Genomic DNA, 16974 nt, shown 5'->3' on the forward strand with positions numbered 1-16974 from the left:
AGCATGACTGCACAGACGAACGATCTTGTCGACGCGCTGCGGATGTCGATCAAGGAAAACGAGCAGCTGCGCAAGCAGAACCGGCAGTTGCGGACGCGATCGGCCGAGCCCCTGGCGATCGTGGGAATGAGCTGCCGGTTCGGCGGCGGCGCGACGTCTCCGGAGCGCCTGTGGGAGCTGCTGTCGGAGGGCCGCGACGCCATGGTGCCGCTGCCCGAGGACCGCGGCTGGCACGTCGAGCGGTTGTACCACCCGGACCCGGATCATCCGGGCACCACCTATGCCCGGACGGGCGGATTCGTCGACGGGGTCGCGGAGTTCGACGCCGACTTCTTCGGGATCGGTCCGCGTGAGGCGCTGGCGATGGATCCGCAGCAGCGGCTGATCCTGGAAGGCGCGTGGGAGGCGTTCGAGAACGCCGGGATCGATCCGACGACCTTGCGCGGCAGCGACACCGGCGTCTTCTGCGGTGCGATCAGCTCCGAGTACGGCGCCACGATGCCCCCGGAGCTGGGCGGGTACCGGCTGGGCATCCTGACCAGCGTGCTGGCCGGGCGGATCTCGTACCTGCTGGGGCTGGAAGGCCCGGCGGTCACGGTGGACACCGCGTGTTCGTCGTCGTTGGTGGCGCTGCACCAGGCCGCGCAGGCGCTGCGGGCCGGTGAGTGCTCGACGGCGCTGGTCGGCGGAGTGACCGTGCTGTCGAGCCCGACCCTGCTGGTCGAGTTCAGCCGGCAGCGTGGGCTGGCACCCGACGGCCGGTGCAAGGCGTATTCGGAGGATGCCGACGGCACCGGCTTCGCCGACGGCTGCGGTCTCATCGTGCTGGAGCGGCTTTCGGACGCGCGGCGGCGCGGGCACACCGTGCTGGCCGTCGTGCGCGGCAGCGCCGTGAACCAGGACGGTGCCAGCAACGGGCTGACCGCGCCGAGCGGCCCGGCGCAGGGGCGGGTGATCCGGGCGGCGTTGGCCAACTCGGGTCTGTCGGCCGCGGACGTGGACGCCGTGGAAGGCCATGGCACCGGAACGGAGCTCGGCGATCCGATCGAGGCGCACGCGCTGCTGGACACCTACGGCCAGGAACGTACGAACGGCCCGCTGTGGCTGGGGTCGATCAAGTCGAACATCGGGCACACCTCGGCGGCCGCCGGTATCGCCGGTGTGATCAAGATGGTGCTGGCGATGCGGCACGAGACGCTGCCGGCCACCCTGCACGCGGATACCCCGTCACCCAATGTGGACTGGGATCGCGGCCAGGTCGCCGTACTGTCGCGGTCGCAGCCGTGGCGGCCGGACGGCCGGCCGCGGCGGGCGGGTGTCTCGTCGTTCGGAGTGAGCGGCACCAACGCGCACGTCATCCTGGAGGAGGCGCCCGCTGCGTCTTCTGCGTCCCGGGCGTCCGGCGAGACCACGGATCCGGATGCGGCACCACGGCCCTCGGGTGTCGTGCCGGTGCTGGTGTCGGGGCGCACCGAGGCGGCGCTGCGGGCGCAGGCCGGGCAGTTGTGCGACCACCTGGCGGAGCGGCCGGAGTTGACGCCGGCCGACATCGGGTACTCGGTGGCGACCACGCGCGCGCTCCTGGAACGGCGCGCGGTGGTCCCGGCATCCGATCGAGACGAGCTGATGGCCGCGTTGACGGCCCTGGCGGCCGGGGAACCCGGGGCGCTCGACGGGCGGGCGGTCCCCGGGAAGACGGCGGTGCTGTTCACCGGTCAGGGCGCCCAGCGGGCCCGGATGGGCATCGATCTGGCGGAGGCGTACCCGACGTTCTCCGCCGCGCTGGACGAGGTGTGCGCGGCGGTGGATCCGCTGGTCGGCCGGTCGATGCGCGCGTTGCTGAGCGCGGAGCCCGACTCCGCCGAAGCAGCGCTGCTCGACGCCACCGAGTACACGCAGGTGGCGTTGTTCGCCGTCGAGGTGGCGCTGTACCGGCTGATCGAATCGTTCGGTGTGCGAGTGGACTACCTGATCGGGCACTCGGTGGGCGAGATCGCCGCGGCGCACGTGGCCGGGGTGCTGTCGCTGGAGGACGCCGCCGCACTGGTGGTGGCGCGTGGCCGGTTGATGGGGGCGCTGCCCGAAGGCGGCGCGATGGTGGCGGTACAGGCCACCGAGGACGAGGTCACCGCGACGCTGAGCGGCTACGAGGGCAGGCTCGAGATCGCCGCGGTGAACGGTCCGCGGGCGGTGGTGGTGTCCGGTGACGCCGACGCCGCCGAGGAGTGGTTGCCGCACTTCGCGGACCGGAAGACCTCGCGGTTGAAGGTGTCGCACGCGTTCCACTCGCCCCGGATGGAGCCGATGCTGGCGGAGTTCGCCGCTGTCGCACGGGGACTGCGGTTCACCACGCCGAAGATCGCGATCGTGTCGAACGTGACCGGTGAGCGGGTGACCGACGAGATCACCGACCCGATGTACTGGGTGAAGCATGTGCGGCGGGCGGTGCGGTTCGCCGACGGTGTGCGGACCCTGTACCGGTTGGGTGCCCGGCGGTTCCTGGAGCTGGGTCCGGACGCGGTACTGACCGCGATGGCCGGGCAGACTCTCGACGACGACGGCAACGCCGGCGACGCCGGCAGCGCCGTCCTGGTTCCGGCGCTGCGCGCGCGGCACGACGAGGCCGGGACGTTCGCCCGTTTTCTCGGCGGGGCGCGGATGGCCGGAGTCGATGTCGACTGGACGGCCTACTACGCCGGAACCTCGGCGGCCCGGGTGGATCTGCCGACGTACGCGTTCCAGCGGGAGCGGTTCTGGCTGGCGCCCGGTACCGGGTCGGCGGATGCGTCCGCGGCTGGTCAGGTCGGGCTGGATCACGCGATCCTCACCGCCGCGGTACCGGTGGCCGACCGCGACGAGTGGGTGTTCACCGGGCGCATCGCGGCCGGCACGCAGCCCTGGATCGCCGATCATGTCGTTCTCGGGGCGCTGGTGGTCCCCGGTGTCGCACTGGTCGACGTGGCGGTGACGGCCGGGACCGCGATCGGCTGCCCGGCGCTGGAGGAGCTGGAGATCACCGCGCAGGTGGTCCTCACCGACGAACCGCGGCAGGTACAGGTGACCGTCGGTGCCGCCGACGCCGACGGCCGCCGCGAGATCGCGATCTACTCGCGCGCCACCGCCGGCGATCAGCCAGAGGTGATCTGCCACGCCAGGGGGCGACTTGGTGCCGACCCGGCGCCGCCGGTGCCTTTCGACGCGGAGTGGCCGCCGGTGGACGCCGAGCCCGTGCCGGTCGACGACCTCTACGCGCGCCTCGCGGAGGCCGGGGTCGACTACGGTCCACTGTTCCAGGGCGTGCAGGCGGCCTGGCGGCGCGGCGAGGAGATCTACACCGACGTCGCGCTGCCCGACGACATCGACGGCACCGGATACGGACTCCACCCCGGACTGTTCGACGCGGCGCTGCAGGGCGGCTTGCTCGATGTCGAGCCGGGTGCTTCGCCGAACCTGCCGGTCTCGTGGTCGAACGTGTCGTTGGGACAGACCACCGCGGCGCGCGCTCGGGTCCGGGTCACGGCGGCGGACTCGGTGCTGCGCGTGGACGCGGTGGATCTCGACGGCGAGCCCGTACTGTCGGTCGGCCGGGTCGGCTACCGTCCGGCGCCGCAATTCGACAGTGCGCTGGGGCACGGTACGGACGCACTGTTCGAGCTGACCTGGACGACGGTGAACGCGGAGCCGTCGCCGGCGGCGAGGATCGCGGTCCTGGGTGAGCTGGAGGCCGCTGGGGAGAGGTTCGCCGATCTCGACGCCCTGGAGTCGGCTCTGGCCGGCGGCGCGGAGGCGCCCACCCTCGTACTGACTCCGGTCATGGCGCCGGACGGCGCTACCGGGGTACGGGAGTTGTGCGGGCAGGCGATCGACACGGTGCGTCGCTGGGTGTCGAGCCCCTTGTCGGCCGACGCGCGACTGGTGCTGGTGACCCGTGGCGCGGTCGCGGCCGGCGACCTCGCGCCCGATCCCGCACCGGCAGCGGTCTGGGGTGCGGTACGCGTCGCCCAGGCCGAACATCCGGACACGGTGGTGCTCGTCGATCTCGACGAGCACGCCGATCCGGACTGGACCGTGCTCGGTGAGCTGGACGAGCCCGAGGTGGCGGTCCGCGACGGTGCGCTGTTCGCGCCCCGCCTCGCCCCCGCTCCCCCGGCCGAGGCCGGACCGGTGTGGGATCCGGCCGGGACGGTACTGATCACCTGCGGTCCGGGTGGTGCCGGTCCGGTACTCGCCAGGCAGCTGGCCGAGCGGTACGGCACCGGGCAGCTGCTGCTGGTGACCTTCGGCGGCCCGGACGAGGCCGTCGACGCGGTGGTCGCCGAGCTGGCCGGGTCGGGTGCTCGCGCCGTGGTCTGTGACACCGCCGACGGGCTGGCCGACGTGCTGTCCTCCGTGGACGGTCCGCTGACCGCGGTCATCCACGCACCTGGGGTCGTCGACGACGGCACCCTCGAGACGCACACCGGCGACCGGCTCGACCGGGCGGTCGGCGCGAAGCTCGACGTCGCGCTGCGGCTGCGTGAGCTGACCGCCGGGCAGGACCTGGCCGCGTTGGCGCTGGTCTGTTCCGACGCCGGACTCTTCGGCACCGCCGGGCGCGTCGCCAACGCCGCCGCCGACGCGGCTCTGGACGCCGTCGGCCACCGGTGGCGTACCGAGGGCGTGCCGGTGACCGCACTGGTGTGGAGCACCTGGGTGGACGCTGCCGAGCAGCCCGGTCTGGTGCGGCAGTTGGTCGACCGGATGGGCGCGGCGACGCCGACCCTGCTCACGCCGATCCGCCCGGACTCGGCCGAACTGCGGGCCCAGGCCCACCAGGGGACGCTGGCCCCGCGCTTGCGCGGACTGGTCCGGACGCCCGCCCGGCGGGGCCGCGCCGACGGGTCACTGGCGCGCACGCTCGCCCGAACTCCCGAGGCGGATCGCGTGCGGGTGGTACTCGATCTGGTGCGCGCGCAGGTCGCCGCGGTACTCGGGCACGACACCCACACCGCGATCGACCCCGAACGCCCTTTCAAGGACGTGGGACTCGATTCCATGGGCGCCGTCGAGCTGCGCAACCGGCTGACCCGGGTCACCGGCCTGCGGCTGTCGGCGACCACGGTCTTCGACCACCCGACTCCGGCGGCGATCGCGCGGCTGATCGTCGGCGAACTGGCCGAGGTCGGCGACACAGCACGGCCGGCGGTGCGGTCGCGCCGCGGGGCGGTCGATGAACCGCTGGCGATCGTCGGGATGAGCTGCCGGTATCCGGGCGGGGTGAACTCCCCTGACGAACTGTGGGAGTTCCTTGCGGCCGGTCGGGACGGGATGACGGAGTTCCCCTCCGACCGCGGCTGGAACATCGACGAGCTGTACCACCCCGACCCCGAGCACCCCGGCACCACCTATGCGCGTATCGGCGGGTTCATCGAGGGTGCGGGCGACTTCGACGCCGGCTTCTTCGGTATCGGCCCGCACGAGGCGCGGGCGATGGATCCCCAGCAGCGCTGGTTGCTGGAGGGTGCGTGGGAAGCGTTCGAGCACGCGGGCATCGATCCGACCTCGTTGCGCGGCAGTGAAACCGGCGTGTACTGCGGTGCGGTCAACCCGGACTACGGCACTGCGGTACCGCCCGAGCTCGAGCAGTTCCACATGACCGGTGTGATGTCGAGTGTGCTGTCCGGACGGATCGCCTACACCCTGGGGTTGGAGGGCCCGGCGATCACCGTGGACACGGCCTGCTCCGCGTCACTGGTGGCGCTGCACCTGGCGATGCAGGCGCTGCGGGCGGGCGAGTGTTCGCTCGCCCTGGCGGGGGGTGTGACGGTGATGTCCACCCCGGTGGCCCTGTCCGACACCGCGCGCATCCACGGCCTGTCACCGGACGGCCGGTGCAAGGCGTTCTCGGCGGCCGCGGACGGCACGTCGTTCTCCGACGGCATGGGTCTGCTCGTGCTGGAACGGCTTTCGGACGCCCGCCGCAACGGTCACCAGGTGCTGGCGGTGCTGCGCGGCAGTGCGATCAACCAGGACGGCGCCACCAACGGCCTGACCGCGCCGAACGGCCCCTCCCAGGAGCGGGTGATCCGGGCGGCCCTGGCCGCGTCGGGACTTCAGCCGGCGCAGGTGGACGTGGTGGAGGCGCACGGTACCGGCACCAAGCTGGGCGATCCCATCGAAGCGCAGGCGCTGTTGGCGGCCTACGGCCAGGACCGTGACCGGGGCCCGCTGCGGCTCGGGTCGGTCAAGTCGAACATCGGGCATGCCGGCCCCGCCGCCGGTGTCGCCGGGGTGATCAAGATGGTGCAGGCAATGCGGCACGAACTGCTACCGCGCACGCTGCACGTGGACGAGCCGTCCCCGCACGTCGACTGGGAGGCCGGCGAGGTCGAGCTGCTCCTCGAGGACCAGCCCTGGAAGACCGACGGCCGGCCACGCCGGGCCGGTGTCTCGGCTTTCGGCATGAGCGGCACCAATGCGCATGTGATTCTGGAGGAGGCCCCGGCACCGGATCCGCTGCCGCGGTCCACCGACCGGCGGCCGCCCGCCGTACCGGTGCTGATCTCGGCGCGTTCCCGGGCCGCGCTGCGGGCGCAGGCAGATCGGCTGCACACCGCTCTGCTCGACAACCCGGGCCTCGACCTGGTCGACATCGGCTTCTCGATGGCGACGACCCGTGCGGCACTGCCGCGGCGGGCCGCGGTCGCGGCCCGGGACCGGGGCGAGCTGCTCGATGGGCTGGCGGCGCTGGCCGGCGACAAGCCGGCCGAGCACACCGTCGACGGCAAGGTGCTGGATGGCAAGACGGTGTTCGTGTTCCCGGGCCACGGTTCGCACTGGACCGAGATGGCGGTGCGACTGCTGGACACCGCACCGCCGTTCGCGGACGAGATCGCGGCCTGCACGAAGGCGTTCGAGCCGTATGCGGACTGGAACCTGGAGGACGTGCTGCGTGGTGCGCCGGGTGCGCCGTCGATGGACGTGGTCGACGGGGTGATCCCGCTGAACGTGCTGCAACTGGCGATGTTCTCGGTGATGGTCTCGCTGGCGGCATTGTGGCGAGCCCACGGTGTGGAACCGGATGTGGTGGTCGGTCACTCACAGGGTGAGGTCGCCGCCGCCTACGTCGCCGGTGCCCTGTCGCTCGAGGACGCCGCCCGGATCGTGGCGATGCGAAACCGGCTCGCGCACGACCGGTTGCCCAACGACGCGGGCCTGTTGTGGATCGGGGCATCGGACGACGAGGTCGAACGGCGTGTCGCCGCATACGCCGGGAGGGCCTCGGTCGCCGTGGTGAACAGCCCGGTCTCCGTGGTGCTCGCCGGTGACGCCGACGTCCTGGTAGAGGTACAGGCCGAGTGCGAGCGCGACGGGCTGCGAACCCGGGCGCTCGGTTCGGCGTTCGCCTCGCACACCGCCGCGGTCGAGGCCATCGAAGCCGAGCTGGTGGAGTCGCTGGCATCGGTGGCCCCCCGTGCGAGCCGGGTGCCGTTCTACTCCACGGCGGTCGGCGGATACGTCGACGCCGTCGGCCTGGACGCGACCTACTGGTACAAGAACATCCGGAACCAGGTCGGTTTCGAATCCGCGATCTGCGCGCTGATCGACGACGGCGCGGCCCGCTTCGTGGAGGTGTCGCCCCATCCGGTGCTGACGACCGCGATCGAGCAGACCGCCACGGCACACGACACCGAGGGCCGGGTCGCGACGGTCGCGACGATCGGGACGCTCCGGCGCGACGAAGGCGGCCTGGACCGGTTCGCGCTGTCGCTGGCCGAGGCGCACACGGCCGGTGTCGAAGTGGACTGGGCCGGCTTCTACGCCGGGACCGGGGCCGCGCGGGTGTCCCTGCCGACCTACGCGTTCCAGCGGAAGCGGTACTGGCTGGCGCCGGCCGCGTCCGGACCGGGTGTCCCGAGCGCGGCGCCGCCCGCCGAACACAGCGACGAGGACGCGGACGACGAGGGCGGAGTGCTGGTGCGACAGCTGGCCGCCGTTCCCGCGGACGAGCGGGAGGCGCTGGCGCAGAAGGTGATCCGGACGCAGGTCGCGGCCGTCCTCGGACACGAGTCCGGTGACGCGGTCGAATCGGACCAGGGCTTCTGGGAGATGGGCTTCAACTCGGTCGGCGTGGTCCGGTTGTGCAATCGCCTGCACCGGGTGACCGGCGTGCAGGTGGCAACGACCGTCATCTTCGAACACCCCGACGCCATCGGCCTGGCCCGCTGGCTCGTCACGCATCTGGCGGACGAGGTGGCGGCGGCCGAGGCGAATCCCGCGTCCGGCGACGCCGGCGAGCGTGAGCCGAGCGGTGTGGCCGAGCGTGCCGGGTCCGCACCGGACGGTTCCGCGTCCCGCGGGTCCACGGCCACCGGATCCGGGCGGTCCACGGCCACCGGCCTCGCCCCGGACAGCCGCTCCACGTTCACGTCGCTGGTCCGGCACGCCCATGCCGAGGGCGAGCTCGACCGGGCGATGAGCTGGCTGATGGAGGCCTCCCGATTCCGCCCGGCCTTCACCTCGCCCGCGGAACTGCCGGAGAACAGCGGACGGGTGGTGCGGCTCGCCAAGGGCGATGCGGGGCAGGCGGCCATCGTCTGCGTACCGTCGTTCGCCGTCGGTTCGGGCCCGCACCTGTTCCTGGCGCTCGCCGGAGGGCTGTCCGGCCGTGACGTGTTCTCCTGCTCGCTGCCCGGCTTCCGCGACGGCGAGCCGCTGCCCGGGTCCTGGAACACCGTCATCGGGATGCTCGCGGACGGGATCCGGCAGGCCGTCGGTGACAGCGAGGTGGTTCTCGTCGGCTACTCCATCGGCGGCGCCGTCGCGCATGCGCTGGCCGCCGAACTGGAACGCACGGGTCGGGCCGCGGCGGGCCTGGTCCTGCTCGACTCACCGGATCCGCGGTCCGTCGTCGAGAACGAGGGCGGCGCGTTCGAGTCGAGCATGGACGCGTTGCTCAACGGCGACCGCGACCTCGCCTTCGACGACTCCGGCTGGCTGGCGATGGGCGCTTACCTGCGCCTGCTGGCCGAGCGCGGCGACACCGGCGTCCAGACTCCGCGCCTGTACCTCCGGGCCAACGACACGCATTCCTGGCCCGCGTGGGATGTCGGCGGCGATGTGGTGGACCTCGACGCCGGCCACTTCGAACTGCTCAATGACCCGGAGTGCGCGGCGGCCGTCGAGAAGTGGGTCCAGTGCGGATTTTCTGCTGCCTCAGGTTTGTACGACAAGGAGAAGTGATGACCCCTCCCGACGCGAACGACGTAGCGGTCGAGGACGGCGCCGGGCGCTGCCCGGTCGACCACACCGCGCAGCCGGAGGAGACGGTGATCCCGTCCTCGGAGGTGCCGGGTCCGGCACTGGGCCAGCGGGAGCAAATGGCGCGGTGGGCCAAGGCACGCACCGATTTCCTGATCGAGTGCAAGCGACTGTACGGATCCCGGTTCCGGCTGGGCTTCCTGCCGGGCGTCGAGTTCTTCGTGCTCACCGACCCGGACGAGGTGCGGGCCGTCTACCAGGCACCACGCACCAGCCTGCACTGCGGCAACTCGAACGGTGCGCTGGAGAAGTACTTCGGCAACACCGGGCTCGCCTTCCTCGACGAGGGCGAGCATCTGGCCCGCCGCAAGGCCCTCACCCGCAGCTTCAAGGGTGCGGCCTTCTCCCGCATCACCGAAGCGGTGGAGCAGATCACGGTGGACGCGGTCGCGCAGTGGCCGCGTGACGAGGTCGTCGACATGCACCCGCTGGTGCACCGCTGGGCGATGAACGTGATCCGGGAAGTCGTGTTCGGCAAGGTGACCCCGACCTGCTGGCCTCAGCTGCTCGACGCGCTGATGGATCTGCTCGAGCTCAACACCTACCCCACCGCGATGCTGATGATCGACCGGTGGTCACCGGCGAAGAAGCGGCTCATGAAGAAGCGGCCCGGCACCGGGCTCAAGGACTTCTGGAGGAACCGGCCCCGGGTCGACGCACTGATCGCCCAGGCGGTGGCCGAGCGCGTGGAGCGCGGTGAGCTCGGCAACGACATGCTGTCGGTCCTGCTCGGCATCGAGCGCGAGGACGGCTCGTCCCTGTCGGGCACGGAAATACGCGACGAGATCATGACCATGTTCGTCGCCGGCACCGTGACGACCGTGTCCGCGGTCTGCTGGTCGGTGGAGCACTTCTCCCGGGATACGGAGCGGCTCGGCAGGCTGCGTGACGAGATCGCCGAGGGAGCGTCCGAGGAGTACCTCACCGCCGCGGTGCACGAGGTGCTGCGGCTCAACCCGCCGCTGCCGAACAATCTGGCGCGTCAGGTCATGGAGCCGATTGTGATCGGCGGCGTGCGGTACGAGCCCGGTCAGCTGCTGGTGCCGAGCGCGGAGCTGATGAACAACGACCCGGAGCGCTACCCCGAGCCGGAGAAGTACCGCCCGGAGCGGTTCCTCGGCGTGCAGCCGGGCCAGTACACGTGGATCCCGTTCGGCGGCGGGCACACCCGCTGCATGGGTGACCGGATCGCGATCCACGAGATCAAGGTCATGCTGCGCGAGCTGGTGACCCACGTCGACTTCGAGCCTGCCGAGGCGGATCCGGCGAAGGCGGTGCCGCGTGGTCCGGTCGTGGTGCCCGAGCGCGGTCCGCGGATGGTGCTGCGCCCCCGGACCGCGGTGGCGGCCGGGAACTGACTGCGGATATTCAGTGAACAAGGAGATTTTTGTGTCTGTCCCCTTTACCACCGGTGTGCACCGGCTCGCGCCGGAGACGTTCGCCTATGTCCAAGGCAGTCGCGCCACCGGGTACGCCAACGCGGGCCTGGTGTGCAGCGGTGACGAAGCGTTGCTTGTGGACACGTTCTACACCCTCGGCCAGACTCGGCAGATGCTGTCGGCCATCGCCGAAGCGGTGCCTACGACCGACATCTGCTGGGTGGTGAACACCCACCACGACGGTGATCACTGGTGGGGCAACCAGCTCGTGGCGGACGCCATGATCGTGTCCTCCACCGCGGCGGCGCGGAAGATGCGCCACGCCGGTCCGGAGACCGTGGCCCCGTTCCTGTCCGCCGACACCGACCCCCGGCTGCGCGCGTACGTGGAGCCCTTCGACTTCTCCGGCATCACCCCGACCTACCCGACGATCACGTTCGGCGGGGAACTCGAGTTGACCGTGGGCAAGCGGACCGTGCGGCTGATCGAGGTCGGCCCTGCCCACACCGATGGCGATGTCATCATCCACGTTCCCGATGAACGAGTCGTGTACGCCGGCGACATCCTCATGTTCGGCTCCCATGGTGTCGTCCACTCCGGCCCCATCGACAACTGCATCCGCGCCTGCGAATCGATTCTCGAACTCGATGCCGAGACCGTCGTCCCCGGCCACGGCCCGGTTGGCGGCAAACAGGAGGTGGTCCGGGCCCGCGACTACCTCGAGCGGGTGAAGGCCCACGCCACCGCCGCCCACCAGCAGGGCAAGTCCCCCCTGGAGGCCGCACGCGAATTCGATCTCAGCGAGTTCGCCGACCTCGACAACGCCGAACGCCTCATCCTCAACATCGGTGCCGTCTATCGCGAACTCAACGGCGACGGCACACCGGGAATGAGCCCGCTGCTGCACCAGATGGTGGAGCTGAAGGAGTCCCTGGAAGCCACGGTGACGGCATGACGCGTCAGAACACCGTTCCCCGTATGGCCCCCGCGCCCGCGGAGCAGGTCCGTGCCCTGCTCGGGATGCCCGCCGCCGTGCAGTCCGACCCCGACGGCCCGCTGTCGCACATGGTCGGCCAGCCCGTGATCAACATCCTGGGCGTCCTCGGCAACCACCCCGCTCTGCTGTCCGGGGTGAACCCGATGCTCTCCGCGCTCGGCCAGGGGAAGCTGACCTTGCGCGACCGAGAGCTGATGGTGCTGCGGGTGGGGTACGTCCTGCAGTCGCACTACGAGTGGGCCCATCATGTGGCGATCGGCTCCAAGGCCGGTCTCACCGAGGAGGAGATCGCCCGGGTCCCCGCCGGCCCGGACGCCCCCGGCTGGTCCGAGCACGACGCCGCCCTGCTGCGGGCGGTCGACGAGCTGCGCGGTCCGGAGGCCAGGCTGTCCGACCGGACGTGGCAGCAGCTCTCGTCCGCGTACGACGCACAGCAGATGCTGGAAGTGCTGGCCATTGTCGGCGCGTATTCGATGCTCGCCTACATCCTCAAATCCTGCGACGTCGCCATCGACGACTGGCTCACCGACCCGGCAGACCTGCCAAGACCCCAAGGAGAATGAGGAAAATGACCCCGGTCACCGGCTCCGTGCAAGAAGAAACCATCGGAACGGACTTCTTCGACGATCCGCACAAGTACTACCGCCGCTGGCGTAAGAGCGGGCCCGTTCTCCGGGTCCGTCGGCCCAGTGGTCTGCCGCACTGGCTGATCACCGGTTACGACGAAGCCCGTGCCGCACTCGCGGATCCGCGGATGCGTAAGAACGTCACCGATCTCTACGAGATCCTGCGCCACGCCTCCCCCGACGGGAGGGGCGCCGGCGCCTCGGAACTGCTGTCATCGCACATGCTGAACAGTGATCCGCCCGAGCACACCCGGCTGCGGAAGCTCGTCGGCCGGGAGTTCACCGGGCGACGTGTCGCCGCCCTGCGGCCGCGCATCGAGCACATCACCAAGGACCTGCTCGACCAGATGGACGGCCAGGACGAAGTCGACCTGATCGAGGGGTTGGCGGCACCGTTGCCGGTCATGGTGATCTGCGAACTGCTCGGTGTGCCGTTCGACGATCGTGAGAACTTCCAGAAGTGGTCCAAGGTCCTGCTGGATGCCGATCCCAATGTCGACATGGCCGCGGTCTCGCAGCAGATGAGTGATTATCTGGCTGCTTTGCTGGAGGCCAAGCGTGCCGCACCCGGTAACGACCTGTTGTCCGGGTTGGTCACCGCCGGCGAGGACGGTGATCAGCTCAGCGTGGATGAGCTGATCGCGATGGCGTTCCTGTTGTTGGTCGCGGGGCACGAGACGGCGCTGCACCTGATCGGCAACGGTGTCTACATGATGTTGCGGGATCGGGAGGCGTTCGAGGCGTTGCGGGCGCACCCGGACCGGATTCCCGCCGCGACGGAGGAGGTGCTCCGTCGTTTCGGCCCGGTCGGTTGGGCAACGATGCGGTACACCGGTGAGGACGTCAGCGTCGGTGGTGTCGACATCCCCGCCGGAGAGCTCGTGTGCATCTCGCTCGACGCGGCCAATCACGACCCCGCGTACAACGACGAGCCGCCCCGGCTGCACCAGGTGGAAGAGAGCCCCAAGCACCTGGCCTTCGGGCACGGTATCCACTTCTGCCTCGGCGCCCCGCTGGGCCGGCTGGAGGCGAACGTCGCGTTCACCCAGCTGCTGGAACGGTTCGGTGGGTTGCGGCTGGCGGATCCCGACTTCTTCCCCGACTGGCGGATCGGCTTCATGCGCGGTTTCGGTTCCCTGCCGGTGCGCCTGAGGTGAGTGACGCTGCGACTGCGGTGTCGGCCGGGGAGCAAGTGAGATCGGTGAAAAAGGTCAGGGAATCGATGAGGAGTTTCTTCTCATTGCGTATTCCGAATTCGGAGTTGACGGCATGACTGAAGCGAAACACAAGCAACGACTGTTCGAATTGGCATTCGGGCATATGGCCACGCAGACGGTCGCCACCGCGGTGCGTCTGGGGGTGGCCGACACACTCGGCGACGGTGAGCGGACCGGCACCGAGCTCGCCGCCGCGCTCGACACGGACGCAGCGGCGACAACCCAGCTGTGCAGTGCGCTCGCCGCGCTCGGGATACTGACCCAGGCGGTGTCCGGGGAGTTCCGGTTGACCGAGGTCGGCGCCCTGCTGCGTACTGACCGGGCCGATTCGTTGCACTCCTTCACACGGACGTTCACCGATCCGGCAGTACAGGGGGCGTGGCGTGAACTGGACACCGCCGTACGCACCGGAAGCGCTACCTTCAACACCGTATTCGGAAAGTCGTTCTTCGAGTACGTCGCGGGCGATCCGGAACTGTCGACCCACTTCCCCGCCGCCTTGAGGCAAAGCGCCCTGCAGACCGCGGAAGCGCTACCGCATCACTACGATTTCGCCGCTTTCGACACCGTGGCCGATATCGGTGGCGGCAGCGGCGCGGTGCTCGCCGCCATCCTGGCCGCCCATCCCGGCCTGCGCGGCATCCTGTACGACACCGTCGCGGCGGTCGACACGTCCGAAGCGACCCTGACGGCGGCCGGAGTCGCCGACCGCTGCACCGTGATGTCCGGCGACATCGGGACCGAGATACCCGCCGGTGCCGACCTCTACCTGATCAAGAACGTCGTGCACTACGCCGATGACGATCGCGCGGTCACGGTTCTCGGCAACATCAGGCGAGTGATTCCCCCGCATGGCCGCCTGCTCATCGTGGATCCGGTCATGCCCAATACCGTCGACGGCTCTCTCCCGGACACGATGTACCTCAGCGATCTCCACATGCGGCTCATCGGCGCCGGCCAGGGACGTACCAAGGCCGAGTTCGAAAGCCTCTGTGCCCGTGCCGGCTTCCCCGTCACCGAGTTCGCCCTGCTGCCCGCTCCGATGGCCTTCTCACTGATCGAGGCGCTCCCCGGGGACAGCGACCACTGACAACCAACGGGCAACGGACACGTCCACGCCGGCACCGTCGGCGGAAGCAGTCCAGTTACTGCCACGAGAAGCCGGGATTCAGCCCAAGTGGCTTGTCCCGGCGCTTCGTTGCGCTCTCGACGGCAGCCTGCGGACATTGCCGGCCATTTGGGGAACCGCCGTGGGCGTGGCAGCTTGGTGCACGGTTTTCGGGAACCAGTGATGCACTGAACAGATTTGCTGACGATACGTAACGGCCCGGTTGTATCTGTGGCAGGTTGCTGGCTCCACACCCCCGTTCATCGCCGGCCTGCTCCGGTCGTACGGCATGCTGTTTCTCAGCGCGGCTTGAGCAGCACTGCTCGCCGCCTGAGTTCTCGCGGCAAGGGCGCGGACGCGCCGCACCGTTGCCACGTCGACGATTCATAACGGGGATGAGTCATGGCTGAGGCAGTTCTGTACACAGACCGTCGGCATGTTCCGGATTGAGGAAAATCCGCAGCCGAGCGTTTCTTGACCGATGGACGACGTGGCCCGGAAGCCGTGCCGTTGGCGACGGTGATCCGGTGGCCCGAGACGGAAGACGTGGCATGAAAGCAGTCGAGAACCCGGTCGCCTCGCCGCGTCCGGACGGGGAGGCGTAACTGTGGCCACCGACAAGCACGATCTCGTCGGAGCGCTCCGGAAGTCGGTCAAGGAGACGGAGCGCCTGCGGAAGCAGAACCAGATGCTCGCCGACAGGGCGAGCGAGCCGCTGGCGATCGTGGGCATGAGCTGCCGCTACCCGGGTGGGGTGACATCGCCTGAGGAGCTGTGGGACCTGGTGGCTTCCGGCCGTGACGCGATCTCGGAGTTCCCCGACGACCGCGGCTGGGACCTGGACCGGCTGTACCACCCCGACCCGGACCACCCCGGCACCGCCTACACGCGCGAGGGCGGATTCGCCCCCCGGATCGCCGACTTCGACGCCGAGTTCTTCGGCATCACCCCCCGTGAGGCCCTGTCCATGGACCCGCAGCAGCGGGTCCTGCTGGAGGGCGCCTGGGAGGCGTTCGAGAACGCCGGGATCGACCCGACGACGCTGCGCGGCAGCGACACCGGCGTCTTCATCGGCACGATGCACTCGGACTACCAGTACATCGCCGGGACGAGCAACCAGCACGAGGAGATCGAGGGCTACCTCATGATCTCCTCTGCGGCCAGTGTCGCGTCCGGCCGTATCAGCTATACGTTCGGCTTCGAGGGCCCTGCCGTCACCGTGGACACCGCGTGCTCGGCCTCGCTGGTCGCGATCGCCCAGGCGTGCGCGTCCCTCCGGTCCAGGGAATGCTCCCTCGCCGTCACCGGCGGCATCACGGTGCTCTCCCGGCCGAACATCTTCACCGAGTTCAGCCGTCAGCGCGCGATCTCACCGGACGGCCGGTGCAAGGCATACAGCGCCGCCGCGGACGGGGTCGGCTGGGGCGAGGGCTCGGGCCTGCTCCTGCTGGAGCGGCTGTCGGACGCGCGCCGCAACGGTCACCGGATCCTGGGCCTGGTGCGCGGCGCCGCGGTGAACCAGGACGGTGCGAGCAACGGCCTGACGGCGCCGAACGGGCCGTCGCAGGAGCGGGTGATCCGCGCGGCCCTGGCCAACGCGGGCCTGCGCCCCTCCGAGGTGGACGCGGTCGAGGGGCACGGCACCGGCACGACCCTGGGCGACCCCATCGAGGCCGAGGCCCTGCTGGCCACGTACGGCCGCGAGCGCGACGGCGAGCCGCTCTGGCTCGGCTCGATCAAGTCCAACATCGGACACACGCAGGCCGCCGCCGGGGTGGCCGGTGTGATCAAGATGGTGATGGCCATGCGGAACGACATGGTGCCTCCCACCCTGCACGTGAACGAGCCGTCGCCGCACGTGAACTGGGAATCGGGCGCCATCCGGCTGCCGAACGAGGCGCATGAGTGGCCGGCCTCCGAGCGCCCCCGCCGTGCCGGCGTGTCCTCGTTCGGTATCAGCGGCACCAACGCGCATGTGATCCTGGAGGAGGCACCCGCCGAGGAACAGGCGGAGGAGCAGGCCGCGGCGGCGCCGTTCCCGGTGCTGCCGGTACCGCTCTCGGCCCGGAGCGAGGCGGCACTGCGGGAGCAGGCCGACCGCCTGCGGGCCCTGCTGATCGCCCACCCGGACACCTCCGTCACGGACATCGCCTACTCGGCGGCGACCACCCGGGCACACCTGGACCACCGTGCGGTGGTCGTGGCCACCGACCGCGGCACGCTGCTGACCGGGCTGAGCGATCTGTCCTCGGCCGAGGCCGCGGCGAATGTCGTCGAGGGCCGCCCGGTGAGTGGCAAGACGGTGTTCGTCTTCCCGGGGCAGGGTTCGCAGTGGGCCGGAATGGCC

7 protein-coding genes are annotated in these 16974 nt (G+C 70.3%); all 7 read left to right on the top strand.

From position 1 onward, the window contains the following. Positions 1-3: 3 nt before the first annotated feature. On the top strand, positions 4-9222 hold the full coding sequence (locus tag JK363_RS42120; RefSeq protein WP_236075539.1) for a type I polyketide synthase: 9219 nt from the start codon (positions 4-6) through the stop codon (positions 9220-9222). After that, the gene (locus JK363_RS04645) at positions 9222-10658 is read left to right on the top strand and encodes a cytochrome P450 (protein WP_201871629.1); all 1437 of its coding nucleotides are present in this window, start codon (positions 9222-9224) and stop codon (positions 10656-10658) included. The genes JK363_RS42120 and JK363_RS04645 overlap by 1 nt, the downstream gene beginning before the upstream one ends. Before the next feature lie 31 nt (positions 10659-10689). Continuing rightward, the gene (locus tag JK363_RS04650) at positions 10690-11634 is read left to right on the top strand and encodes an MBL fold metallo-hydrolase (RefSeq protein WP_201871631.1); all 945 of its coding nucleotides are present in this window, start codon (positions 10690-10692) and stop codon (positions 11632-11634) included. Further along, positions 11631-12239: a carboxymuconolactone decarboxylase family protein gene (locus JK363_RS04655; RefSeq protein WP_201871634.1), complete on the top strand. Its 609-nt coding sequence runs from the start codon at positions 11631-11633 to the stop codon at positions 12237-12239. The genes JK363_RS04650 and JK363_RS04655 overlap by 4 nt, the downstream gene beginning before the upstream one ends. A gap of 5 nt (positions 12240-12244) precedes the next feature. After that, positions 12245-13459, top strand: coding sequence for a cytochrome P450 family protein (locus tag JK363_RS04660; RefSeq protein ID WP_201871636.1), 1215 nt, complete (start codon positions 12245-12247; stop codon positions 13457-13459). Positions 13460-13571: 112 nt separating this feature from the next. Next, a complete protein-coding gene (locus JK363_RS04665) occupies positions 13572-14609 on the top strand; it encodes a methyltransferase (protein ID WP_201871637.1) in 1038 nt (345 codons plus the stop codon). A 625-nt stretch (positions 14610-15234) separates the two neighbouring features. Then, a partial coding sequence (locus tag JK363_RS04670) for a type I polyketide synthase (protein WP_307821608.1) occupies positions 15235-16974 on the top strand: 1740 nt, incomplete at its 3' end.

The organism is Streptomyces coffeae, assembly GCF_016741875.1.
In the GTDB taxonomy this organism is placed as follows: domain Bacteria; phylum Actinomycetota; class Actinomycetes; order Streptomycetales; family Streptomycetaceae; genus Streptomyces; species Streptomyces coffeae.